Origin of the sequence: Paracoccus sp. S-4012 (genome assembly GCF_009674885.1) — a bacterium.
GTDB lineage: Bacteria > Pseudomonadota > Alphaproteobacteria > Rhodobacterales > Rhodobacteraceae > Paracoccus.
Genome location: NZ_WKKA01000003.1, coordinates 15,485 through 38,204 on the forward strand (window position 1 = coordinate 15,485; position 22,720 = coordinate 38,204).

General features: G+C 70.0%; 23 protein-coding genes and 1 pseudogene. 6 read left to right on the top strand and 18 right to left on the bottom strand.

Features of this window, described 5'->3' with window-relative positions:
* The first annotated feature begins 125 nt into the window (after positions 1-125).
* Together GI374_RS05500 and GI374_RS05505 are read left to right on the top strand one after the other, a co-directional pair.
* Complete coding sequence (locus tag GI374_RS05500) at positions 126-797, top strand: response regulator transcription factor (RefSeq protein ID WP_154336036.1); 672 nt, start codon at positions 126-128, stop codon at positions 795-797.
* A 31-nt stretch (positions 798-828) separates the two neighbouring features.
* Entirely contained in the window at positions 829-2,178 is a 1,350-nt protein-coding gene (locus tag GI374_RS05505) for an ATP-binding protein (protein WP_370515163.1), read from the top strand.
* Between the two features lie 113 nt (positions 2,179-2,291).
* On the opposite strand, the gene GI374_RS05510 is transcribed toward GI374_RS05505, so the two are convergent.
* The 14 genes and pseudogenes from GI374_RS05510 to GI374_RS05580 all read right to left on the bottom strand — a co-directional run bounded on the left by GI374_RS05510 (position 2,292) and on the right by GI374_RS05580 (position 16,331).
* Positions 2,292-2,633 (bottom strand): cytochrome C oxidase subunit IV family protein, encoded by a 342-nt coding sequence (locus GI374_RS05510; RefSeq protein ID WP_154336038.1) that lies wholly within the window; start codon positions 2,631-2,633, stop codon positions 2,292-2,294.
* 1 nt (position 2,634) lies between these two features.
* Positions 2,635-3,261, bottom strand: coding sequence for a cytochrome c oxidase subunit 3 (locus tag GI374_RS05515; RefSeq protein WP_154336039.1), 627 nt, complete (start codon positions 3,259-3,261; stop codon positions 2,635-2,637).
* Positions 3,258-4,958, bottom strand: coding sequence for a cytochrome c oxidase subunit I (gene ctaD, locus GI374_RS05520; RefSeq protein ID WP_154336040.1), 1,701 nt, complete (start codon positions 4,956-4,958; stop codon positions 3,258-3,260). Before ctaD ends, GI374_RS05515 begins: the two co-directional genes overlap by 4 nt.
* Complete coding sequence (gene coxB / locus GI374_RS05525) at positions 4,955-5,884, bottom strand: cytochrome c oxidase subunit II (RefSeq protein WP_370515164.1); 930 nt, start codon at positions 5,882-5,884, stop codon at positions 4,955-4,957. Before coxB ends, ctaD begins: the two co-directional genes overlap by 4 nt.
* Entirely contained in the window at positions 5,881-6,516 is a 636-nt protein-coding gene (locus tag GI374_RS05530; protein WP_154336041.1) for a hypothetical protein, read from the bottom strand. The genes coxB and GI374_RS05530 overlap by 4 nt, the downstream gene beginning before the upstream one ends.
* An 80-nt stretch (positions 6,517-6,596) precedes the next feature.
* Positions 6,597-6,914, bottom strand: a complete 318-nt coding sequence (locus GI374_RS05535) for a hypothetical protein (RefSeq protein WP_154336042.1) — start codon at positions 6,912-6,914, stop codon at positions 6,597-6,599.
* The gene (locus GI374_RS05540) at positions 6,911-7,906 is read right to left on the bottom strand and encodes a hypothetical protein (RefSeq protein WP_154336043.1); all 996 of its coding nucleotides are present in this window, start codon (positions 7,904-7,906) and stop codon (positions 6,911-6,913) included. Before GI374_RS05540 ends, GI374_RS05535 begins: the two co-directional genes overlap by 4 nt.
* Positions 7,899-8,432: a cytochrome c gene (locus GI374_RS05545; protein WP_154336044.1), complete on the bottom strand. Its 534-nt coding sequence runs from the start codon at positions 8,430-8,432 to the stop codon at positions 7,899-7,901. Before GI374_RS05545 ends, GI374_RS05540 begins: the two co-directional genes overlap by 8 nt.
* Positions 8,429-8,947, bottom strand: coding sequence for a DUF3341 domain-containing protein (locus tag GI374_RS05550; protein WP_154336045.1), 519 nt, complete (start codon positions 8,945-8,947; stop codon positions 8,429-8,431). Before GI374_RS05550 ends, GI374_RS05545 begins: the two co-directional genes overlap by 4 nt.
* Positions 8,944-10,284, bottom strand: coding sequence for an NrfD/PsrC family molybdoenzyme membrane anchor subunit (nrfD, locus tag GI374_RS05555; protein WP_154336046.1), 1,341 nt, complete (start codon positions 10,282-10,284; stop codon positions 8,944-8,946). Before nrfD ends, GI374_RS05550 begins: the two co-directional genes overlap by 4 nt.
* Positions 10,281-12,932 carry a 4Fe-4S dicluster domain-containing protein gene (locus tag GI374_RS05560; protein WP_154336047.1) on the bottom strand — a complete coding sequence of 884 codons (2,652 nt, stop codon included), beginning with the start codon at positions 12,930-12,932 and terminating at the stop codon, positions 10,281-10,283. Before GI374_RS05560 ends, nrfD begins: the two co-directional genes overlap by 4 nt.
* 52 nt (positions 12,933-12,984) lie before the next feature.
* Entirely contained in the window at positions 12,985-13,557 is a 573-nt protein-coding gene (locus tag GI374_RS05565) for a cytochrome c3 family protein (protein WP_154336048.1), read from the bottom strand.
* A 259-nt stretch (positions 13,558-13,816) separates the two neighbouring features.
* Positions 13,817-14,690 (bottom strand): annotated as a pseudogene (locus GI374_RS19070) (SMP-30/gluconolactonase/LRE family protein).
* Positions 14,691-14,729: 39 nt separating this feature from the next.
* Complete coding sequence (locus tag GI374_RS05580; protein WP_229582711.1) at positions 14,730-16,331, bottom strand: thiamine pyrophosphate-requiring protein; 1,602 nt, start codon at positions 16,329-16,331, stop codon at positions 14,730-14,732.
* Here GI374_RS05580 and GI374_RS19075 point away from each other — a divergent pair.
* The 4 genes from GI374_RS19075 (at position 16,317) to GI374_RS05595 (ending at position 20,079) form a co-directional block, all read left to right on the top strand.
* Complete coding sequence (locus GI374_RS19075) at positions 16,317-16,688, top strand: hypothetical protein (protein WP_229582714.1); 372 nt, start codon at positions 16,317-16,319, stop codon at positions 16,686-16,688. The genes GI374_RS05580 and GI374_RS19075 overlap by 15 nt on opposite strands.
* A 145-nt stretch (positions 16,689-16,833) precedes the next feature.
* The gene (locus GI374_RS05585) at positions 16,834-17,796 is read left to right on the top strand and encodes a hypothetical protein (RefSeq protein WP_229582719.1); all 963 of its coding nucleotides are present in this window, start codon (positions 16,834-16,836) and stop codon (positions 17,794-17,796) included.
* On the top strand, positions 17,789-18,412 hold the full coding sequence (locus GI374_RS05590) for a gluconate 2-dehydrogenase subunit 3 family protein (protein WP_154336051.1): 624 nt from the start codon (positions 17,789-17,791) through the stop codon (positions 18,410-18,412). Before GI374_RS05585 ends, GI374_RS05590 begins: the two co-directional genes overlap by 8 nt.
* Positions 18,409-20,079 (top strand): GMC family oxidoreductase, encoded by a 1,671-nt coding sequence (locus GI374_RS05595; RefSeq protein WP_154336052.1) that lies wholly within the window; start codon positions 18,409-18,411, stop codon positions 20,077-20,079. The genes GI374_RS05590 and GI374_RS05595 overlap by 4 nt, the downstream gene beginning before the upstream one ends.
* Here the strand turns inward: GI374_RS05595 and GI374_RS05600 are convergent.
* From GI374_RS05600 to GI374_RS05615, 4 genes are read right to left on the bottom strand one after another with little or no spacing between them, the layout of a single operon-like run.
* On the bottom strand, positions 20,076-20,867 hold the full coding sequence (locus GI374_RS05600) for a VOC family protein (protein ID WP_154336053.1): 792 nt from the start codon (positions 20,865-20,867) through the stop codon (positions 20,076-20,078). The two genes, GI374_RS05595 and GI374_RS05600, sit on opposite strands and share 4 nt — an antisense overlap.
* Positions 20,867-21,799, bottom strand: a complete 933-nt coding sequence (locus tag GI374_RS05605; RefSeq protein WP_154336054.1) for an SMP-30/gluconolactonase/LRE family protein — start codon at positions 21,797-21,799, stop codon at positions 20,867-20,869. The genes GI374_RS05600 and GI374_RS05605 overlap by 1 nt, the downstream gene beginning before the upstream one ends.
* Positions 21,799-22,242, bottom strand: coding sequence for a cupin domain-containing protein (locus tag GI374_RS05610; RefSeq protein WP_154336055.1), 444 nt, complete (start codon positions 22,240-22,242; stop codon positions 21,799-21,801). The genes GI374_RS05605 and GI374_RS05610 overlap by 1 nt, the downstream gene beginning before the upstream one ends.
* Positions 22,239-22,679 (bottom strand): DoxX family protein, encoded by a 441-nt coding sequence (locus GI374_RS05615; protein ID WP_370515165.1) that lies wholly within the window; start codon positions 22,677-22,679, stop codon positions 22,239-22,241. Before GI374_RS05615 ends, GI374_RS05610 begins: the two co-directional genes overlap by 4 nt.
* Positions 22,680-22,720: the final 41 nt, after the last annotated feature.

Genomic DNA, 22,720 nt, shown 5'->3' on the forward strand with positions numbered 1-22,720 from the left:
GCTGGATACGCGGCCGCGCCTCTCCGCGAACTCGCCGCGACTATACGGATCGGTAATGTCCCGGCAGATGACAGGCGCGGTGCCGTTCTGCTATCGGGGGGGCCTGCTCGGGAGGGCGGCCAAGGATGCGTGTGCTGGTGGTCGAGGACGACCGGGAAACCGCCGACTACATCTGCTCCAGCCTGCGGGCGCTCGGCCATGTGGCCGATCACGCTGCCGATGGCAGGCAGGGGTTCCTGCTGGCGCTCGACAGCGAATTCGACGTGATGGTGGTGGACCGGATGCTGCCCGGCCTCGACGGGCTGTCGCTGGTGAAGTCGATCCGAGGCGCCGGTGTCGCCACGCCGATCCTGTTTCTCAGCGCGCTCGGCGCGCTGAACGACCGCGTGGACGGGCTGGAGGCGGGGGCCGACGACTACCTCGTCAAGCCGTTCGCCTTCTCGGAGCTTTCCGCGCGGGTCTCGGCACTGGCGCGGCGCCCCCCCATGCAGGCCGAGGAGACGCGCCTCCGGGTGTCCGATCTGGAGCTCGACCTGATCCGCCGTTCCGTCTGCCGGGCGGGACGGGATATCCCGCTGCAGCCGCGCGAGTTCCGGCTGCTGATCTACCTGATGCGCAACGCCGACCGGGTTGTGACGCGCACGATGATGCTGGAGGCGGTGTGGGAGTTCAACTTCGACCCCAACACCAATGTCGTCGAGACCCACATCAGCCGGCTTCGCAACAAGATCGACAAGCCGTTCGATCGGCCGCTGATTCACACCGTCCGCGGCGCGGGATACAGCCTTCATGGCTGAGGCGCGGGGACGATCGGGATTGCGGACGTCCGTGCGGCTGTCGCTGCAGTTCGCGTTCCTCTATGCGATCCTCTCCGCCCTCGTCTTCTCGATGGCCTACGGCTTTACGCAGTACGAGGTCCGCGACTGGGTGCTGGATCAGATGCGAGGCGACGCCGAGACGCTGGCCGCGATCTACGACGACGGCGGCGAGGCGCGACTGATCGGCCGGGTCGACGCCCTGGCCGAGGTCAGCTTCGAGAACGCGCGGATCTACCAGTTGCAGGACCGCGACGGCCGGGTCGTCGCGGGCAATATCACCGAGCCGGTGGGCGCGGTCGTCCCAGCCGTGCTGCCGGCCCGGGCGATCCGCCTCGCCGAACCCATGCATGACGAGGTCCAGCGCTACTGGATGCGCGAGACCTCGATTGGACCCTACCGGCTGATCCAGGGCTCGGGCGACCATATCGTCGCCGAGATCATGGAGGCCCTGGGCGCCGCACTGGTCCTTGGCTACCTCGCCGTGGTCGGCCTCGGCCTGATCGCGGGCGTCCGCGTCGGGCGCCTCACCGAGGAACGCATCAGCGCGATCCTTGCCACGCTCTCCCGCGTCTCCGCCGGGCAGCTTGCAGCGCGCGTTCGCGTGCCCGCGCCAGCCGGCGACGATCTCTCCCGCGTCTCGGTGCGGATCAACGAGATGCTCGATGAGATCACCCGGCTTCTGGAAAGCCAGCAGCAGATATCGAACGACATCGCCCACGACATGCGAACCCCGCTGCAGCGCCTGCATCAGCGGCTGGAGCGGATGAGCACCGCGGAGGTGGTCGCGCCGGAGGACGTGCAGGCGAGCCTCGAGCAAACCCGCGACATCATCGTCACATTCAACGCGTTGCTGCGGATCGCGCAGATCGAGGCGGGCGACCGGCAGGCGCGCTTCGAGCGCCGGGATCTCGCGCCGATCCTGTCGAATGTCGTCGAGGCCTTCGGGCCGGCGGCCGAGGACCGGGGGATGTCGCTCCGGATGACGCTGCCCCGCGATCCCCTGTTCGTCATGGGCGACCCCGGTCTCCTCACGCAGCTGGTCTCGAACATCGTCGAGAACGCCATCCGGCATTCCTCGTCCGGCACGGCCATCCATGTGACTGCGGAGGTGGTGCCCTCCGGCGTCATCCTGCGTGTATCCGACAACGGGCCGGGTATCGCGGCTGAGCACCGCGAGCGGATCTTCCAGCGATTCTTCCGGGTCGAACAGAGTCGGCACACTCCCGGCAGCGGGCTCGGGCTCGCGCTGGTCAAGGCGATCGCCGACATGCATGACGCCGCGCTTTCGGTGTTCGACAACGAACCCGGCACAGTGTTCGAGGTGAGGTTTCCCGGCTCGGGCCACATGCTCGCCGCATGAACGCTCGCTGTCGAGCCAAGACACTTGGGGAGCTTTGGGACAGGGAATGCCGCGGACGACGTGGCGAGAGGGTCGCTCGGTCTGGTCGGCGCCGAGACTGCGCGATGCCACGCTCAGCGGTCCTGCACCGCCCGTTCAGGCGGCGCTGCGAAGCTGCGGGGCATCTCCTGTCGGGTCGCTTCGTCGGCGAAGGACAAGGCGAACAGCAGCGCCACGAACAGCGCCCCCACAAGCGGCGCGATGCGGGTCGAGGCGCGGCTGTCGAACAACTCCATGAAGACCACCACCACCAGCGCCGCCTTGACCGCGCCGAGGCCGAGCGCGAGTGGCAGCCTCAAAGGACCGGGCGCGAGATAGGCGCCTGCCACGGTCGCCGCCAGGACGACGCCGAGGGCGATCCAGACCGCGCCCGCCTTCAGCCATAACCCGCGACCGTCGTCTTGATCGCGCTGCATGTCAGCGGCCCATCAGGTAGAGGAGCGGGAAGAGGAAAATCCAGATCACGTCGACGAAGTGCCAGTAGAGGCCGAGGACGTGCAGAAAGCCCGTCCCGCGCCAGGCGAGCCGGCCCCGCCAAAGGCGCCAGGCGGTCAGCCCCAGCGCGCCGACGCCGATCACCAGATGCACGGTATGCAGGCCGGTCATGGCCCAGTAGTAGCCGAAGAACAGCTCCGCCCCTGGCTCGGACAGCGGGAAGGCCGGCGAGCCGGGCACCAGCCCCTCGTCGATGTCGTTGCGATACTCGACCGCCTTCAGGACCAGGAACCCGGTGCCCAAGAGCGCCGTCAGCACCAGCGCCAGCAGCGTGTTGCCGCGAAGCCCGGCGCGGCCGGACCAGACGGCCGCGGCCATGGTCGCGCTCGATGTCAGCAGCAGCATCGTGTTGGCGGTGCCGATCACGATGTCGGTCCGCGCCCCGGCGGCGGCGAAGCCGGCCGGGTATTCGTGGCGGTAGACGGCGTAGCCGAGAAACAGCCCGCCGAAGAAGATCATCTCAGTGGCAAGGAAGATCCAGATGCCGAACGTCGCCGCCTCCCGCTGGCGGGGCAGCGTGGCGAAGGGCTCGTGCAACCCGCGCGTCATGCGTCGTCCCCCGGGTCCGAGGACTGGCTGACCGCCCGGTGGGACGCGTCTCCGCGCCGGTGCGGCTCGACCCGGTCGGCGTGATAGGCGTAGGGCTCAGTGTCCACGACCGGCAGGACCGCGAAGTTCTCGCGCGGCGGCGGCGAGGAGGTGGTCCATTCCAGCCCCGTCGCGTCCCAGGGGTTGTCGCCTGCCGGCTTCCCGCGCCACAGCGACAGCCCCAGATAGACCGGCGGCAGCAGATAGGCGGCGGCGAGGATGACCGCGCCCAGCGACGAGGCGACGTTCAGCACCTGGAAGTCGTCGGGATAGCTCCAGTAGCGGCGCGGCATCCCCATCCAGCCGAGGATGAACTGCGGAAAGAAGGTGAAGTTGAAGCCGACGAACATCAGCAGCGCGGCCAGCCGGGCAAAGCTCTCGCTGTAGAGACGCCCGGTGATCTTCGGCCACCAGAAATGCAGACCGGCGAAGAACGCCGTCACCATGCCGCCGACCATGATGTAGTGGAAATGCGCCACGATGAAGTAGGTGTCGGTCACATGCACATCGATCGGGACCGAGGCGACGAAGAGCCCCGTCAGCCCGCCCAGCGTGAACAGCCCGATGAACCCCAACGCGTAGAGCATCGAGGCCTCGAAGGTGATGTGGCCGCCGTAGAGCGTGCCCGACCAGTTGAACACCTTGATGGCCGAGGGCACCGCGATGGCGAAGGACAGGAACGAGAAGATCAGGTTGGCGTAATAGGACTGGCCCGACACGAACATGTGGTGGCCCCAGACGAAGAAGCCGAAGATCGCGATGGCCAGCATTGCGAAGACCATCGCCTCGTAGCCGAAGATCCGGCGCCGCGCGAAGCAGGTCAGCACCTCGCTGATGACCCCGAAGCCCGGCAGGATCATGATGTAGACCGCCGGGTGCGAATAGAACCAGAAGATGTGCTGGAACAGGATCGGATCGCCGCCGCGCGCGGGATCGAAGAGGCCGAGGTCGAACAGCCGCTCGACCACCACCATCAGCAGCGCCACGGCCAGCGCGGGCGTCGCCAGCACCATGACGATGGAGACGGCATAGAGCGACCAGACGAACAGCGGCAGGCGCATCCAGGTCAACCCGCGGGTGCGCTGCGTGTGGATGGTGACCAGAAAGTTGATCCCGGTCGCGATGGAGCCGAAGCCGTTCACGAACACGCCCATCGCGGCCAGCGTGACGTAGCTGTTGGAATAGAGCGAGGAATAGGGCGTGTAGAAGGTCCAGCCGGTGTCCACCCCGCCCAGCAGCAGCGACGCCAGCACGAGGACACCGCCCGCGATGGTGAGATACCAGCTGAGCAGGTTCAGCCGCGGAAAGGCCACGTCCCGCGCCCCGATCGCCAGCGGCAGCACGAAATTGCCCAGCGTGGCGGGCACCGCGGGCACCAGGAAGAACCAGACCATGATGACGCCGTGCAGCGTGAACAGGCGGTTGTAGGTGTCGGCCGAGACCAGTTCCCCCGGCGGCGTCACCAGCTCGAGGCGCATCAGCGTCGCCGCCGACCCGCCGATCAGGAAAAAGACGGTGATCGTGCCCAAATAGAGCAGCGCGATGCGCTTGTGATCGGTGGTCAGCAACCACGACCGGACGCTGTGCCCCGCGCCGAGGTAGCTGCGGGGCAGCGTCTGGCCGGGACGGCCGCGACCGGCTTCGGCCTCGAGGGTCATCCGTCGTCCCTTTCCAGCGTGCGCAGCCAGGCCACCAGCCCCGCGACCTCGTCCTCGTCGAGCAGCCCCGAGAAGTTCGGCATGATCGGATCGAAACCGGCCACCACGTCGCGGTCGGGTTGAAGGATCGAATCCTGCAGGTAGGCCGCATCCGCGGTGACGATGCGGCCGTCCGCCAGCGGGACCGGGCGGCCGTAGATGCCGCGCAGGTCGGGCGCGTGGACGGCCGAGGCCGGATCGTGGCAACTCGCGCAGCCGGCCTCGGTGAACAGCACGCGCCCCGCATCGACCAGGCTTCCGCTGCCCGGACGCGCCTCCAGCCAGGCGGCGAACGCCGCCTCGTCCATCACCACGATCTCGCCCAACATCGTGGAATGGCCGGTGCCGCAGTATTCGGCGCAGAACAGGTGGAAGCTGCCGGTGCGGGTCGGGGTGAACCACATCGTCGTCGTCATGCCCGGCACCACGTCCTGCTTCAGCCGGAACGCCGGGACGAAGAAGGAATGGATCACGTCCTGCGAATTCATGTAGAGGATCGTCGCCCGCCCCAGCGGAACGTGCAGGCTGCCGAGCTCGCGCGCCCCGCTTTCGTGCGTGGCCTTCCACATCCACTGCTTGGCCTCGACATGGACCTCCATCGCATCCACCGGCGCGGCGGCATGGCGTAGGAAATGGGCGGATGCGAACCAGAAGAAGAACATCGCCCCGAAGGCGGTCGCGGCGGTCCAGGCGATCTCGACCTCGCGGCTGACAAGGCGCCTGACCTCGTGCCTGTTCGCCCGGCTGCCGCTGCGGAAGCGGATCGAGAACACGATCACCAGTGTCGCCACGAGCAGCACGATGAAGCCCGAGAAGACCACCATCACGAGGAACATCAGGTCGAAACTGTCCGCCGAGACCGAGGCGGCGTCTGGTGGAGCGATCACGGCGACCTCCTCTCGCGCCGAAAGGCGAGGGTCATGCCGGCCAGCAGGGACGCGACGGTGAGCAGGCCCAGCCCCATGAGGATGCGCCGGATCTGCAGCGAATAGCGGCCCGTCTCGGGGTCCAGATCGTAGCAGAACAGGATCAGCCGGGTGGCGACCGGCCCGGTGCCGAGGCCGGCGCCGAGGATCGCCGCCCGCAGGTCCGCCTCCGAGGCGGCGAAGGCCGGCAGGACGTTCCGGACCCGACCATCCGCCGCGATGACATAGTGCGCGGCGGGATGGGCGAAGCGGTCGTTCACGGCGTCCCAGGCGTAGCCGTATCCGAGGGCGGCGGTCATCGCCGCCAGCCTTGCGCCATTGGGGGAAAGCAGGGTGGCGGCGGCGCGCAGCGGCGGATCGGTCTGGGCCGCCAGGAACGCTTCGGCCGAAGCCGCACTGTCCCTGGGATCGAGGCCCACGACCACGAGGCGGAAGTCCCTGCCCGGCGTCAGCCCGGTCTGCGCCAGCACGGCGGCGGTCTGGCCGAGGATCGCATCGCACAAGTCGCCGCAGTCGAAATCGGCGAACAGCAGCACGGCGGGCACGTCGAGGCCGAGCGGCAAGGCCGCGTCCGGGGGCAGATCGACCCGCACGCGGTCCAGCTCCTACCGCGTCAGGCCGGCGTCGGCAGGACTGGCGAGCAGCATGGCGGCGAAAAGGAGGAAGGCGCGGATCATCGCCTGCCCTCCGCATCGAGGCTGCCGCCCGCCGCAACGACGGCCATCGCGGCCTCGATGGGCATGCGCCCTTCCGCTCCGGCAAGCAGCGCCCGCTGGCGCTCCAGCCAGTCCGCGTAGACCTCGACCGGCCGGATCTCCAGCGGGACGCCTGCAACGGGGGTCGGCGACCGGTTCTGGACCTGCCGCGCCGTCGGAAACAGCACCCAGACCACGCCCGCGGCGATCGCCACGCCACCCGCGGCCCCGAGGATCCCGACGAGGACGCGGCGCGCGGGAATGGCGTCCGGCTCGGGCACCGGGTCGTGGCTCATGGCTTCCGCCTCCTGGTCGGGGCGAACGCGGCCGCGGCGATGCCTGCAAGCGCCATCGCTGTGACGCCCGCGCCCGCCATGCGCCCCGGCGCGACCAGCCAGACGAACTGCGCCACCCCGCCTGCGAGGACGCTGCACCCGGTCCAGCGCAGCGCCGTGGAGCTGCCGCGCAGCCGCGTCACCAGCAGCACCGAAAACGGCAACAGCACGCCCGCGACGAAAGAGAGAGTCAGAACGAAGCTGCCCGCGCCCGCCTGCCGGGCCAGATACCACGCGGCCTTCTCGGGCAGGTTGCCCGACCAGCTGACCACATAGCCCATCGCGGCCAGGTAGAAGCTCCCCAGCACCCCTGCCAGCAGCAGCCCGCCCGCGTCGGCACCGGAGCCGGGCCGCAAGCCCCAGAGGGCGACCGCGGCCATGGCGAGGGTCATCTGCATCACGGCCAGCTGCGCGCCGATGACGGTATATTCGAAGGCGGGATCCAGCGACAGAATCCAGTCCACCCCCGCGACCGAGACGCCGATCCCGTAGGCGATCAGCCCCGCGGCCGCGGCGCCCGCCCCCGGCCGGCGCGGCGCGAGCCAGCCGAGGCCCGACCAGAGCAGCAGCACCGCCACCGAGCGCAAGGCGAAGAACGGCGGATTGAGCCAATGGACCTGCCGCGCCCCGCCGCCGCCTTCCCACCACGGAAAGATGAGCGGCCCCAGCACTACGAAACCCGCCCCTGCCACCGCCGCGACCGGGGTGGCGCGCGACAGCGCGGCGAGCGACGGACCCGCGACCTGTACCCAGCGGCCGCCGGTCAGCGCCGCGACCAACAGCCAGACCGCGGCCCCCACCGTAACGGAGAGGCAGAACAGCCATCCCGCCAGCCACCCCAGCGCGAGCGTCCGCGGCGGGGTCGTGAGCGCCACGATCACGAGCGCCACCAGCCCGGCCGCCGCCGCAAGGCCCCGGCTGCGCGGGGCGGGACGGGCGCGCGCCTCAGCCATCGCCGCGTCCTCCCACCGGCACGGCGGCACGCGCCGGACTGTCGGCGGTGATCGTCGGATCGGCGGTCTGCAGGGCGCGGACATAAGCCACAATCGCCCAGCGGTCCTGCGGCGGCACCCGGTCGGCGTAGGGATACATGACGCCGAAGCCATGGGTGACAACGTCGAAGAAATGCCGCGCCGGGGCCTGCCGCAGCCGCTCGGACATGTAGCTGGGGGGTGCCGGGAAACCGCGCTGCACCACGCGTCCGTCGCCCCTGCCGGTCAGGCCATGGCAGGGCGCGCAGAAGATGTCGTAGCGTTCGCGCCCTCGCTCGACCAGCGCCGCGGTGACGGCGGGCGGCACCGCCGCCGCCTGCGCATCTGCGAGGGCGCCGCGCGCGATAGTGCCCTCCACCAGCGGCCGCGAAGCGGCCCCGTCCGGCCAGAGGTCCGAGGGGTCGTAGGCGGTGAACTTCCGTTGCTCGGCCATGTCCTCGCGGCAGGCGGCGAGCACGAGCAGCAAAAGCACGGCCGCGCCCCTCATGGCGCCACCTCGATGATCTCGCGCAGCCCGGGGATGGCTGACAGCTGCAACCGGTCCGGCGTGCCGGGCGCATCGGGCAGGCTGAGGTAGAAGCGGTCGTCGCCGGCGCGCTCGGTCCGCGCGGTTGCGAAGAACGGGTGATGCAGGCGCGGCAGACCGCAGGCGACGAACATCGCGATGAGCCCCGCGGCCGCCGCGGACAGCACCGCGATCTCGAACACCGCGAAAGTGAAGACCTGCCAGGCGTTGAGCGGCCGTCCCCCCGAATCGAAGGGATAGAGGCGCACCGAGGTCCACCACTGCAGCGCGAATGTCGCAGCCCCGCCGGCCAGCGCCGCCGCCAGCATCACCGGCCGCACCGGCGCAGGCGGCAGATCCAGCGCCTCGTCGAGCTCGGGGATGCGGAACGGGACATGGGCGTCCATGTCGCCCTGCCCGCGCCGGCGCAGGTCCCAGGCGGCGGCGATCAGGTCGTCCGGCGCGTCGAAGGCCAGCAGGAGGCGGGCCTCGCTCATGGCCGCTCCCCCCGGAAGATCTCGGCCTTTACCTCGTGCATCGAGGCCGTGGGGACCAGCCGGACGAACAGGAAGAACATCAGCGCGAAGAACCCCAGCGATCCGACCAGCGTCAGCCAGTCCCAGACCGTCGGCCAGAAGATTGACCATTGCGACGGCAGATGCCCGCGCGCGGGGGTGATGGCGACGATGAGGATGCGCTCCAGCCACATGCCTACGTTGATCAGCAGCGCGATGACGACCGACGCCGCCACCGACCGCCTCACCGCGCGAAACCAGTAGAGCTGCGGCACGAGGCAGTTGCAGGCCAGCATGAAGACATAGATCGGGCCATAGGCGCCAAAGAACTCCCAGCTCAGCAGGAACTGGTCGGCCGGGTCGTGCGAATACCAGGCGAAGAACCACTCCGTCGCATAGGACAGCGCCATCACCAGGGAGGCAAACAGCAGCACCTTGCCCATGACGTCGAAATGCGCCCGCGTGATCAGCGCCTCGAGTCCCAGCGCATGGCGCAGGGCGGCAGCGAGGACGACCACCATCGCGAAGCCCGAGAACATCGCGCCGACCACGAAGTAGGGCGGAAAGATCGTCTCCTGCCAGCCCGGCATCAGCCCGGCCGCGAAGTCGAGGCCGACGACCGAATGGACCGACACGACCATCGGCACACCCAGCGCCGCCATCGCGAGATAGTAGCTCTCGTAGATCTGCCAGTGCCGGGCCGAGTTGCGCCAGCCCATCGCGAGGATGCCGTAGAAGACCTGCGATCCGCGGGTCCGGGCGCGGTCGCGCAGCGTGGCGAAATCGGGAATTGCGCCCGTGTACCAGAACATCAGGCTGAAGAGCAGGTAGGCCGCGATGGCGAAGAAGTCCCAGACCAGCGGGCTGCGCCACTGCGGATAGATGCCCATCGTGTCCGGATAGGGAACCAGCCAGTAGCAGAGCCAGGGCCGCCCCAGATGGAAGATCGGGAACAGCCCCGCGATCGCGGCGGCAAACAGCGTCATCGCCTCGGCGAAGCGCGAGACCGAGGCCCGCCAGCGTTGCCGGGTCAAGAGCAGCATGGACGAGATCAGCGTGCCCGCATTGCCGATCCCGATCCACCAGATGTAGTTCGCCAGCGCGAAGCCCCAGACGTTGGAGGTGTTCACCCCCCAGATGCCGACGCCCTGCCACAGCAGCCACAGGACGCTGGCCACCATGACAAGGGTCAGCGCCAAGGCGATGCCGCAGCCGATCCACCAGCGCCGCCCGAAGGCCGGGCGCAGGACCGGGTCGGCGACCTCCGCCGTGATCTCGGCGGCGGTCATGCGCGGCAGATAGGCGGAGGCGGCGCTCATGCGCCCTCCTTGCCGTCGGGCACGCGTCGGGCGAGGTAGGTGGTGCGCGGCCGCGTGCCGAGATCCTCGAGTAGCGCGTAGTGGCGCGGGTCCGCCTTGGCGCGGTTCACGGCCGAGGCCGGATCGGCAAGGTTGCCGAAGGTGATGGCATCGGCCGGGCAGGCGGACTGGCAGGCCGTCACCACTTCGCCTTCCGCCACGGGGCGGTTCTCCTTCTTTGCGTCACGCCGTGCGGCCGAGATGCGCTGCACGCAATAGGTGCATTTCTCCATCACGCCGCGCGCGCGCACGGTGACGTCGGGGTTGCGCAGCGCTTGCAGCAGGTCCGCGCCCTGGTTCTCGAAGGCCTGCCTGTCGGCATAGTCGAAGAAGTTGAAGCGTCGCACCTTGTAGGGGCAGTTGGCCTGACAGAAGCGGGTGCCGATACAGCGGTTGTAGACCTGCACGTTCAGCCCCTCGCTGTCATGGACCGAGGCCTCAACCGGACAGACCGGCTCGCAGGGGGCATGCTCGCAATGCATGCAGGGGACCGGCTGGAAGCCGTGACCGCCGTCCTCCATGAGGTAGGCATCGACCCGCATCCAGTGCATGTGGCGGCCACGCCGCGTCTCGTCGGGGCCGACGACGGGGATGTTGTTCTCGGACTGGCAGGCGGTGATGCAGGCGTTGCAGCCGATGCAGGCGTCGGTGTCGATGACCATGCCCCAGGCGAGATTGCCGTCGCGGGGCTGCGTATAGAACGAGGGCGGCGGTGGGCCTGTGGGGGCGAGCGTCGCGGTCGTCGGCAGGATGTTGCGCCCGTGCTGGTTCATGTCGGCCTGAAGCCGCGCCGGCTCGGCCCGGCTGCCGGTCGCGCGCAGGGTTGCCGTGGTGCCGAGGCCCGCAACGCGGGTGCCCACACCGCTGCCGATCGGTCCCGCGGCGACGCGGCCGTAGCCGCGATGCACGGTGATGCAGCCCTCCGCCTGCCCCGGAACGACGATGGCCGGGAGGCGCGCCCCCTGTCCGTCCGAGTGAAGCTCGACAAGATCGCCGTCCGCGATGCCCAGCGCCTGTGCATCTGATGGCGCGAGCCAGGCGGCGCTGCCCCAGACCTGCTTGGTGAAGGGATCGGGCGTTTCCTGAAGCCACGCGTTCGCGGCGAAGCTGCCGTCCAGGACCGAGGGCGAGGGCCGCTGCGTCAGTTCAAACCCGCCCGCCTCGACGAGCGGCGCGGCGGCATCCGCGACATCGGGCGGGCCGGCAAGGACCTCCGCCGCTGTCCCTTCGATGACGCCGTCATGCAGGCTCTGCCGCCACCGCTCCTCGACGGCGTCGCCCCAGCGAGCGGCCCAGGTCCCGCGCAGGATTTCAAAGGCCGACCCCGGCTCGGGGCCCAGCATCATCGCCAGAACCTCGTAGCCCGAGCGGCTGTCGTGCAGTGGCGCGATCAGCGGTTGCACGAGGGCCTGCGTCCCGTCCACGGCGCGCAGGTCGGACCAGTCCTCGAGCGGGTGGTGCAAGGGGCCGTGCCAGTCGCAGGCCGCCGCCGTCTCATCGGCTTCAGTGCCGAAATGCAGCCGCTCGGGCACCTGCGCCATGGCCGCGGCAAAGGCGTTGCCCAGATCATAGACGGGGTTCACGCCCAGAAGGACCAATGCGGGAACGCGCCCGGCCTCCATCTCGGCCATCAGTTCCGGCATCGGGGCGGGCGCGAGCCCCGGCCACTGCCAGAACGGCCGCAGATGGCGGATCGGCGCATCCAGCAGCGCGTTGATGCGCGCGATCGTCCCTGATGCCGCGGGCGCATCACCCAACACGGCAGCCCGGCCCGGCCCGGCCGCGCGCAGGATTGCCGCCGCCTCCGCCACCGGTCCCGATGCGGCTGTCCCGCCCTGCAGCATCGCCAGCAGCGCCCCGGCGATGCCCGGCAGGGCCGAGGGCCGCAGGGACATGCGCCGGTCCGCCCTCGCGCTCGTCAGCGTCGGTCCGCTGTCGAAGGCATGACTGCGCAACCCCCGCTCCCGCCGCGCGCGGGACCAGCCCTTGGCGAGCGCGATCTGCGCCGGCCCGGGACCGAGCGGATCAGCGCCTATGGTCACGATCGCGTCGAGGCTGTCGAAATCCGGCCAGACCTGCACGCCCGAGACCTCCAGCGCGGGCGTGACGGTGCGGTGCATGAACCAGCGCATCCCGGGATGCCGCGCCAGCAGGTCCGCAATCTGCCCCGCCATGGCGGCCGAGCCGACCGGCCCGGTCACCAGCGCGGCGCCATCCCGCGCCGCCACCGCGCCAAGCGCCTGCGCGAGCGCGCCCCACCCGACCGGCTGACCGCCCCGCAGCGGCGCCCGCGACCGCGCAGGGTCAAACAGGCCCAGCACCGCGGCTTCGGCAAAGACGTCCGTCGCGCCGAGGCTCGCGGGATGCAGGGGATTGCCATGCACCTTCGTCGGCCGGCCCTCGTGGCTTTCGACCAGAACCCCGCGCCCGGCACCGGCCAGCGGCAGGGTGGTGGCGAAGAACAGCGGCTTTCCCTCGACCAGCCCTTCGGGCATGTCGCGATAAGGCACGATCGGCCGCGCCGGCGCCCGGCATCCCGCGACCAGCGCCGCGGTCCCGGCCGAGAACAGCCGCAGCGCCTCGCGCCGCGTGTGCCCCGGCGCGCTCATCTGTGGCACACCGAGCAATCGGTCAGTCCCTGCGTGCTGACGCCGTGCCCGGCTAGGAGCGCGTGAATCGCGGCGGGACTGGCGGGCGGCTGCGCCGGGACAGGCGCGGGCCGGGATTGCGATGGCAGTCGAGGCACCATCCCATCGTCAGCGGGGCATGCTGCCGTGTCAGCCGCATCGCGCCCACCCCGCCGTGGCAGGTGGTGCAAGCGACGCCCTTCGCGACATGGATCGAATGATCGAAATAGACGTAGCCGGGAAGCCGGTTGACCGGTGTCCAGCGCAACCGTTCGCCCGTCGCGAAGCTGCGGCGCACCGGCTCCAGCATCTCGGCATCGGTCCACAGCTGGCTGTGGCAGGTCATGCAGGTCGCCGTCGGAGGGATGCCCGCTCGGGCCGAGACCTCGACCGCCGTGTGGCAGTAGCGGCAGTCGATTCCGACCTCGGCGGTGTGGTGGGCATGGCTGAAGGGCACCGGCTGCGTGGGCGTCCGGTCCCTGCCGGTGAGGTATTCCGAGCGCACGACCCCCATGGCCAAGCCGACGCCCGCCAGCGGAAGAAGAGCAAGCGCCAGAAGCGCGAGGCGGACCACCGTGTTGGCCGAGGGGCGGAAGATCTGCGCCATGCTTCCTCCTGCCTCGTCAACGCAGGGTTTCCGGCCGACAGGCGCGGTTCATGGCATGGGACAGCCTGCCTTCCGGCCGGTGGGGTCCCGTGGCGCCGCAGTTCAGCGTTGGGCCCGGAGGGGATGGCTGGCAAGTCCTTTCGCGGTTCTCTGCCGCTGTCGTTGCGCGGGCCTGCGGCGAACCCGGCAGACCGGTCGGGCGTTCAGGCGGCGCATCTGTCGACGAAAGACCGGCCTCGTCGCTCATCCCCGGTTTCCTTCACCTGACGAAGACCGCTCGCGGCATGCCCCGCGCGCCCGGCCGGCAACTCAGCAGCGCACCGGCCAGCGGCTCGGCGTCCCGCTGACTGGATGGAAGATTGTCGGAGGCAGTGGTGATGTAGAGGATATCAAGCTCCGGGCCGCCGAACGCGCACATGGTGGGCTGGCTGACCGGCAGCAGGATATCGCGGTCCGGGGTTCCGTCGGGCAGAAAGCGCCGCACCCGTCCGCCGCCGTGCAGGCAGCACCAGTAGCCGCACTGGCTGTCCACGGCCGCGCCGTCCGGTATCCCCAGATCGTCCGGCACCGTGGCGAAGAGCTGCCGCTGTCCCAGCTGCCCGCTTCCGTCATGGGTGAAATCGTAGCGGTAGACCTGCCGCGCTCGGCTGTGGGCGACGAAGAAGCTGCGGCCGTCCGGGGCCCAGGCGAAACCGTTGTGCAGTTCCGCCCTGTCGCTCTCGGCCCGCAGCCCGCCCGCCAGCGTGAAGCTGTGCATCTGGCCAGAACGCGCCTGCGATCCGGCAGTCAGGGGATCGAACATCACGCCCACCCAGAACCGGCCAGGCCCCCTCGTTGAAGCGGAACAGCGCCGGGTCATGGGGCGGCGGCGCGAGGCGGTCGAGCGTTCCCGAGCGAAGGTCGAGCCGGAACAGTCCGTCACGCAGCGCCACCAGGGCGCCCTCTCCCTCCAGCAGCGCGAACGCCCCGAGATCGCCGGTCACGGGCCAGCGGCGGTTTTCTCCGGTCCTCGGATCGTAGCGGTAAAGGGCGGGCGCCTTGATGTCGGCCCAGTAGAGCACCCCGGCGACGGGGTCCCACAGGGCGGATTCGCCGATCGTTGCGTGGGTGTCGAGCTCGACCGCGATCTCCATGAACCCTCCGCCACCGGCATGCTCGCGCCGCCCCCAAGATCAGCGCACCAGCCGCTTGAACGTCTGCCACAGGATGCCGCGCGTGTCGGGATCGCCCTTGGCGATTGCCTCCATGTAGCTCCTGGTCTCGTCGAAGGTGATGTGCGGCGGCAGGGTCGGCACGTCGGGATCGGTGAGGACGTCGATGACGCAGGGCCGGTCGGCGGCAAAGGCGGTGTCCCAGGCCGGCCCGACCTCCTCGGGCTTCTCGACGCGGATGCCCTTGAGCCCGCAGAGCTCGGCATAGGCGGCATAGTCGAACGCCGGCACGTCCTGCGTTTCGGGCACCCGCGGGCTGTCGGCCATCGCCCGCAACTCCCACGTCACCTGGTTGAGATCCTGGTTGTTCAGCACGGCGACCACGAGCCGCGGGTCTGCCCATATCCGCCAGTATTTGCCGATCGTGATGAGGCCATTGAGCCCCAGCATCTGCATCGCGCCGTCGCCCACGAAGGCCACCGCCACACGGTCGGGGAAGGCGAATTTAGCGGCCGTGACATAGGGCACGCCGGGGCACATGGTGGCGAGATTGCCCGACAGCGACCCCTTCATGCCCGCGCGCACCTTGATCGCGCGGGCGAACCAGTTGGCCGAGGTGCCCGAATCGGCCGCGATGATCGCGCGGTCGGGAAGGCGCGGCGATGCCTCCCAGAACACGAGTTCCGGGTTGATCGGACGGGCCTTGAGGTGACTGCGCTTCTCCACCCCGTCCCACCAGTCGGCCACGCGCTTCTCGATCCGGTCGCGCCACGAATGGCGGCTCTTCGGCTCCAGATGGGGCAGCAGGGCCCGCAGCGTCGTCGCGGCATCGCCGGTCAGGTTCACCTCCATCGGGTAGCGGATCGAGAGCATCGTCGGGTCGAGGTCGATCTGCACGCCGCGCGCCTGCCCCTCGTCGGGCAGGAACTCGGAATAGGGAAAGCGCGAGCCGATCATCAGCAGCGTGTCGCAGTGCCGCATCATCCAGTCCGAGGGCTCGGTCCCCAGAAGTCCGATCTGGCCCGTCACCCAGGGCAGGTCGTCGGGCAGCGCGGCCTTGCCGAGCAGCGCCTTGGCGACTCCGGCGCCCAGCGTGTCGGCGACCGCGGTCACCTCCTCCGCCGCGTCCAGCGCGCCCGCGCCGATGAGGATGGCGACCCGCTCGCCCGCGTTCAGGACCTCGGCCGCCCGGCGCAGCGCCTCCTCGTGCGGCACGACCCGCGAGGTCGAGATGCCCGTGCCGGAATGGATTGTCCCATGCTTGTGAGGCGGCGCCTCGACGGCGTCGAGCTCCTGCACGTCGTTGGGTATGATGACCGCCGTCACCGCGCGCATCGAGATGGCAATCCGCATGGCGCGGTCGATCAGATGCCGGGTTTGTTCCGGCACCGTCATGGTGTGGACGAAATCGCCAGCCACATCCTTAAAGAGACCCTGCAGATCGACCTCCTGCTGGTAGGAGCCGCCGAGCGACGCGCGCGCCTGCTGGCCGACGATGGCGACGACCGGCTGGTGGTCGAGCTTGGCGTCGTAGAGCCCGTTCAGCAGATGGATCGCGCCGGGCCCCGAAGTCGCCATGCAGACGCCCGGCTCGCCGGTCCACTTGGCATGGGCGCAGGCCATGAAGGCGGCTTCCTCCTCGTGCCGGGTCTGGACGAACTTGATCGTCTCGTCGAGCCGATCGCGGACACGAGGCCCGATATGCCATCGCCCGGAAAGCCGAAGATGCGCCTGACGCCCCACTCGTGGAGGCGCTTCAGGATGAAGTCGCTGACGGTGTCGGCCATTGCCGCAAACTCCGTTCCAGCACGAATCCTGCTAGGAATCGTTGCCGCTGAGACCTTTGCGGTCGCCCCGGCAGCACAGGACAACGTCGGCGCGCGACGGCCGGTTCCTGACGCGATCCCTCGCTCCGGTCGGCACCGGGCTTCAGGCGTGCAGGCACGCGGAACCTGCCCGCGGCATTTCATGTTGGAGTGATTGCCGCGCCGCGCGCTGCCGTCGTCCCCCGCCCGCGGCACCGGGACGCCGCGCAAATGGCCGCGACAAGGGAAGCTCCGTTCGACAATGCGAAACAAGGAGGGCTGCCTTGTCATCGAGAGGCACAGCGCGGCGGCCGGAAGGCATGGTTCAGTATCGGTCGCCCTGCCGTGGATCCCGCGTCCGTCGCCCTGATCCGCCGCATGGCACCGCCGGAGTTCGCGATGGTGCCGGCCTTGGAACCGTTCTGCTGCTCGCGGGGCTGGGTCTGTTCGCCGGGGCAGTTCTTGCGGAGCCCGCGCCCGTCGCGCCCGACCCGTCGCTGCGAAACCTGCGTCGCGGCGCGACGATCCTCGCCGGCAGCGTCATGGCCGACAGCGCGATGGAGCATTTTCAGGGCAGCTATCACAATCCGGCAATGTATGTCGGACCGATGGCCGCTGCCGGGACGATGCTGGCGACTCTCCGCGGCGGCGACCGCAACCGCGCCTCCGCGGCCCGGACGATGCAGGGCGCCGCGACCATGATCGGCCTCATGGGACTGGGGTTCCATGGCTACAACATCCTCAAGCGTCCGGGCGGCCTGTCCTGGAACAACCTGTTCTATGCCGCGCCGGTCGGGGCGCCCGGCGCGCTGGCCCTCGCCGGAGTCTTGGGGCTGGGCGAGCGGCGCATGGCAGGGTCGCGCGGGCCGGAACGAAGGGAGGACGGGCGCATCCTCGGCGGGGTCGTCGGAGCATCGCTGCTGGTGACGACGGCCGAGATCGCGCTGCTGCACTTCCGCGGGGCATTCCACAATCCGGCGATGTTCGTGCCGGTGACGATCCCGCCCGCGGCCGGGGCGGCGCTGTGCCTCGCCGGCCTGCGCCGGCCGGAAGCCGCCCGCCGCCACCGGCTCGCCCGCGCGCTGCTGCACCTGACCGCCTTGCTCGGCCCGGTGGGGACCGCCTTCCACGCCTTTGGCGTCTCGCGCGAGATGGGCGGATGGGCGAACTGGCGCCAGTCGCTGCTGAGCGGCCCGCCCATGCCGGCTCCGGCGAGCCTGACCGGGCTGGCCCTCCCCGGCCTGGCGGCCCTGCGCGAGATCGAGGGAGGCATGGATGAGTGACTTCCGCACCCCGTATCCCGGCTATGACGTGCTGGCGAAATGGGCCTCGCCTTCGTGGAACGACCAGACCAGGCAGGTGGTGCGCGAGCGGCTCCTGAACATACCGCGCCCCCGCTTCTTCAACGAAGCCGAGTGGTCCGTGCTGACCGCCCTCTGCGACCGCATCATCCCTCAGCCCGAGCGCGCCGAGCCGGTGCCCATCGCACCCTTCATCGATGCCGCGCTGTTCGAGGGCCGGGGCACCGGGACCCGCTTCGCCGAGATGCCGCCCGACGGCGCGGCCTGGCGGCAGGGCCTCGCGGCCCTTGACGCCGAGGCCGCGCTGCGCTTCGGGGGCCGGTTTGCCGGGCTGACGGCGGAACGGCAGGACGCCATCATCGCCGCCGCCGTCGCGGGCGATGTCACCGCCCCCGCGTGGGAGGGCCTGCCGCCGCGGCGGTTCATGCGTGGCCTGGTGCTGCTGGAGATCGTCGCGATCTACTACGCCCACCCCGCCGCGCAGAGCGAGATCGGCTTCGGCGGCTCGACCTCGCCGCGCGGCTATGTCAGGCTCGACGCTGGCCGGTTCGACCCGTGGGAGGCGGGTCCCGGAATCTGGCCGGACCGCGAACCATGACCGGCGCCGTCGGCACCGTCAGCCGTGACGCGGAGGAACACCCCCGCGCCGTGGAGGGGCGCGCGCCCGACGTGTTCAGCCGCGACGGCTTCGTGCCCATGCGCCAGTGGCCGGAGGAGGAGCCGGTCGATTTCGCCATCGTCGGCACCGGCTGCGGCGGCGGCATCGCGGCGGCGAAGCTGGCCCAGGCGGGGTTTTCGGTCGTGGCCTTCGACGCCGGGCCGTTCTGGCGGCCGCTTGCCGACTTCGCGTCGGACGAGCGCGAGCAGGACAAGCTCTACTGGCTGGACGAGCGGATCTCGGGCGGCAACGATCCGATCAGCCTCGGCTCGCACAACTCGGGACGCTGCGTGGGCGGCACCACCGTGCATTTCCAGATGGTCGCGCTGCGCTTCCGGCCCGAGTGGTTCGCGGCGCGCAGCCGGCTGGGCTACGGCGTGGACTGGCCGGTGGACTGGCGGGTGATGTGGAAATACTACGCCGAGGTCGAGAGGGCCTGCTCGATCTCCGGCCCGGTCCGCTACCCTTGGGGTCCTCCGCGGGGCCGCTATCCCTACCGCGCCCATCCGGTCAACGCGGCCGGTCTGGTGCTGGCGCGCGGGGCCGAGGCGCTCGGCGTCCCATGGTCGCCGATGCCGGTCGCGACCGTCTCGGCCCCGCGCGGCAAATCGCCGCCCTGCGCTTACCGGGGCATGTGCAAGATCGGCTGCTCGACCAACGCGAAGCAGAGCATCCTGATCACCTACATCCCCCGCGCCTTGGCGGCGGGTGCCGAAATCCGCGACCTCGCGATGGTCGCGCGCGTTGAGACCGGCCGCGACGGGCGCGTCTGCGGGCTTCATTATCACCGCGGCGGCCAGTGGCGTTATCAGCGCGCGCGCAACGTGATCGTCGCGGGCTACGCCATCGAGACGCCGCGGCTGCTGCTCAACTCGGCCTCGCCGCAGCATCCGCAGGGGCTTGCCAACAGCTCCGGCACCGTCGGGCGGCACCTGATGGTCCATTCCAACCACGCCGTCTGGGGCGAGTTCGACGAGGAGATCCGGTTCTACAAGGGTCCGCCCTTGCTCGCGGTCTGCGAGCACTGGAACTACGCCGACGGCGATCCCAGCCGCGATTTCGACGGCGGCTATGCGATCATGAGCCAGGGGCCGCTGCCGATCGACTACGCCTCCTGCCTCGTGAGCAATACCGGCGTCTTCGGCACCGAACTGCGGCGGCGCATGGCGCTCTACAACCGCATGGCCGGGCTGAAGATCGTGGGCGAGACATTGCCGCAGCCCGAGAACCGCGTGACGCTGGCCGAGGAGACGGACGGCTTCGGCATTCCGAAGGCGCATGTGTCGTTTTCCTACTGCGAGAACGACAAGCGGCTGTTCAGGCATTCGCTGCGCTTCATGGACCGGATGCTGCGCGCGGCGGGCGGGCGGAACCTCTACGAGTCCGAGGCTACCGCGCATCTGATGGGCGGCTGCCGGATGGGGCACGGGCCCGACGACAGCGTGACGGACAGCGACGGGCGCACATGGGACGTGCCGAACCTGTTCGTCTGCGACGGCTCGCTGATGCCGACGGGGGGCGGGGTCAACTCGTCGATGACGATCATGGCGAATTCGGCGCGGATCGCGGATCGGCTGGTCGCGCTGGGCAAACGGGGTGAGCTCTAACGGGCCGCCGGGACGATCCAGCGATGGCCGTCCGGGTCGCGCAGGCCGGTGGTGCCGCCTTCGCATACCGTTCGGGTGGCGAGCGGGGCGGTGTCGGCGGGCGTCTGGCGCGATGCGCCCCATCGATAGCAGAGCAGTTCCAGATGTGGCGGCGGGGCGGCAGGAATGGCGAGCGCCGTCACCTCCGTCAGGGGGTCGGGGAGGCCATCGAGCGCCGCCTGTTCCGGCCCGCGGTTCAGCGACGCGCCGATCTGCCTGAGGCCGAGCCTGCCGTAGAACGCGAGGCTTCTGGCGGTGTCTGCGACGACGATTGCCGTGTGGTCGATGCCGACGGTCACGCCCTCGCGGGTTTGCCAGCGGGCGGGGATGCCGTCAGGCGGGAACGACAGCAGTTCCAGCGGATGCCCCTCGGGGTCGCGGAACTTGAACGCGGTGACGCCGCCGGACGCGGGCGGAAGCACTTGCGGACCGCCCTGCGAAATCGCCGTCCAGCCGGGCTGGCGATCGAGGCGCGCGAAGGCCTCCGCCATGACGGGGGCGACGATGGCGAAGTGCTGGAAGCCCGTTCCGATAGCCTGTGCAGGCGTGGTCGCTGCCACGGGACCGGCCAGCTCTGCGATTTCGATCCGCTCGTTGCCGAGCCGCAGCGCGATCAGCTTCCGCAAGCGCGCGCCGAACGGGTCGGTCGCCGACGCTTCCCCCGCACGCACGAACCCCAGTCCGTGCTCGTAGAACCGCGCGAGCGAGTCCGCATCGGCCGAGATCAGGCGGATGGCGGCGATCCCCACTACCACCGCCTCGCTCCGCGCCGGTTGACGTAGATCGAACAGAGCGTGCCCGATGCGCAGATGAACAGCCGGTTCAACATGACCTCGCCGAAGGTCAGGTTCGCCACGCGCTGCGGCAGGAAGATGCGTCCCAGCAGCGCGCCGCCGGGATCGAGGCAATGGACACCGTCGGCCGCGCTCGACCAGAGGTAGCCCTCCTCGTCCACGGCCATGCCGTCGCAACAGCCGGGCTCGATCTTGTGGAAGTCCCGGCCACCTGTCAGCCGCGTCGCCGCGCCCTCGCCCGCCACATCATAGACGCGGATCACCTGCCGCGGGTCGGCCCGCGTCTGGTCGCCCGTTTCCGCGACATAGAGCCTGCGGTCGTCGGGCGAGAAGGCGAGGCCGTTCGGGCCCTGCATGTCGTCGGCCATGACGCGGATCGAGTCGTCCGCGGGATCGTAGCGGTAAACGGCAGGCGGCTGCTCGCTCTCCTGCCGCCCGCCCTCGTAGTCGTTCTGGATGCCGTAGAGCGGATCGGTGAACCAGATCGAGCCGTCGGAATGGCAGGTCAGATCGTTCGGCGCATTCAGCCGCTTGCCGTTATGCGCGCCGACCAGCCGCCGCACACTGCCGTCGTGCTCCGTGCGATAGAGGCAGCGGCCGCGGTGCGAGCAGGCAATCAGCCGCCCCTGCCGGTCGCGCGTCTGGCCGTTGGCATAGTTCGAAGGCGCGCGGAATATGCTGAGCCCCGTCTCGGGGCTCCAGCGCATCGTGCGGTTGGCGGGCAGGTCCTGGAACAGCAGGCAGTTCCAGTCGCCCATCCACACCGGCCCCTCGGTCCAGCGGAAGCCCGTGGCGAGTGTCTCGAGTCCTGCGTTGTCCAGCAGGAAGCGGCGGAACCGGGGTTCGACCACCTCGTATTCGCCCGGATCGAGGCCGGAGAGGGCCATCAGCTGAACGGACAGTCCGACGCGTCGTCGCGCCGGTGCTCCAGCTGGACCAGCATCAGGACGCATTCGATGTCACCCACCACACCCGAGCGGTGCCCCGTTCGTCCGTCCCGGCGGGCGGCGCCCTGATCCTCGCCGAACGAAATCTCGCCCGCGCCCATCTCGACGCGGGTGCCGTCCATCGATTCGACGAACCAGCGGCCCGAGAGCGGGACGATCCACTGCGGGCTCGGGTTCTCGTGCCAGTCGCCCTTCCATCCGGGTGGCAGGACCGTGACCACCACGCCCGTGCGGCCCTCATGGCGGGGGCCCAGCCACTGGGGCGCGGCGCCTTCGGCGACGGCCTTCATCTCGAACCGGGTCATCGTGCAGCGTCGCTGACGGGTGACGCCGTCGCCGTCGGTGTAGAGATGCCAGTAGCTCACCTGCGGGGCATCGGTCATCGGGCTGCCTCGTTCATGGAATAGGGATGCGTGGAGGAGAACGGGGCCTCGAAGAAGGCGGCGACGTCGCGCGCGCCGGTCCCGAAGGTGATGAGAAGGAAGCCGCCCGCGACGGCGATGTTCTTCCAGAACTCCCAGAATACCTCGCGATCCTCCGCGAGCCAGAACCGCTTGTAGAGGAGCGCCGTCGCCACGCAGTAGAGCGCGAGGACCAGCGCGGCCATCCGGTCGGCGATCCCGGTCAGCACGCCGAGCGACATCACCACCTCGACGAAGAGCCCCGCGAGGACCAGCGTCCGGCCAGTCCGCACGCCGACCCCGATGCCGCGCGCCTGCGCCACCGCGCCGCCGAAGTTCCGCAGCTTGTCGCGCGCGCTGAAAGGCAGGAACAGCGCCACCAGCGACAGGCGGACGAGGAAGGCGACGGCGACGGTCACGGAGAGCGCACCCCCCCTGGATGCGAAGTGCAGCACGGCCG

Excerpts from the sequence above, each read along its gene's own strand:
- ctaD (WP_154336040.1), bottom strand. The coding sequence starts at position 4,958 with ATGACCCTCGAGGCCGAAGCCGGTCGCGGCCGTCCCGGCCAGACGCTG.
- GI374_RS05565 (WP_154336048.1), bottom strand. The coding sequence starts at position 13,557 with ATGGCGCAGATCTTCCGCCCCTCGGCCAACACGGTGGTCCGCCTCGCG.
- GI374_RS05580 (WP_229582711.1), bottom strand. The coding sequence starts at position 16,331 with ATGGCCTGCGCCCATGCCAAGTGGACCGGCGAGCCGGGCGTCTGCATG.
- GI374_RS05610 (WP_154336055.1), bottom strand. The coding sequence starts at position 22,242 with ATGACCGATGCCCCGCAGGTGAGCTACTGGCATCTCTACACCGACGGC.
- nrfD (WP_154336046.1), bottom strand. The coding sequence starts at position 10,284 with ATGAGCGCCGCCTCCGCCTATCTGCCGCGCATGACCGCCGCCGAGATC.
- GI374_RS05515 (WP_154336039.1), bottom strand. The coding sequence starts at position 3,261 with ATGACGCGCGGGTTGCACGAGCCCTTCGCCACGCTGCCCCGCCAGCGG.
- GI374_RS05595 (WP_154336052.1), top strand. The coding sequence starts at position 18,409 with ATGACCGGCGCCGTCGGCACCGTCAGCCGTGACGCGGAGGAACACCCC.
- GI374_RS05585 (WP_229582719.1), top strand. The coding sequence starts at position 16,834 with ATGGTTCAGTATCGGTCGCCCTGCCGTGGATCCCGCGTCCGTCGCCCT.
- GI374_RS05500 (WP_154336036.1), top strand. The coding sequence starts at position 126 with ATGCGTGTGCTGGTGGTCGAGGACGACCGGGAAACCGCCGACTACATC.
- GI374_RS05510 (WP_154336038.1), bottom strand. The coding sequence starts at position 2,633 with ATGCAGCGCGATCAAGACGACGGTCGCGGGTTATGGCTGAAGGCGGGC.
- GI374_RS05545 (WP_154336044.1), bottom strand. The coding sequence starts at position 8,432 with ATGAGGGGCGCGGCCGTGCTTTTGCTGCTCGTGCTCGCCGCCTGCCGC.
- GI374_RS05550 (WP_154336045.1), bottom strand. The coding sequence starts at position 8,947 with ATGAGCGAGGCCCGCCTCCTGCTGGCCTTCGACGCGCCGGACGACCTG.
- GI374_RS05560 (WP_154336047.1), bottom strand. The coding sequence starts at position 12,932 with ATGAGCGCGCCGGGGCACACGCGGCGCGAGGCGCTGCGGCTGTTCTCG.
- GI374_RS05590 (WP_154336051.1), top strand. The coding sequence starts at position 17,789 with ATGAGTGACTTCCGCACCCCGTATCCCGGCTATGACGTGCTGGCGAAA.
- GI374_RS05540 (WP_154336043.1), bottom strand. The coding sequence starts at position 7,906 with ATGGCTGAGGCGCGCGCCCGTCCCGCCCCGCGCAGCCGGGGCCTTGCG.
- GI374_RS05605 (WP_154336054.1), bottom strand. The coding sequence starts at position 21,799 with ATGGCCCTCTCCGGCCTCGATCCGGGCGAATACGAGGTGGTCGAACCC.
- GI374_RS19075 (WP_229582714.1), top strand. The coding sequence starts at position 16,317 with ATGGGCGCAGGCCATGAAGGCGGCTTCCTCCTCGTGCCGGGTCTGGAC.
- GI374_RS05535 (WP_154336042.1), bottom strand. The coding sequence starts at position 6,914 with ATGAGCCACGACCCGGTGCCCGAGCCGGACGCCATTCCCGCGCGCCGC.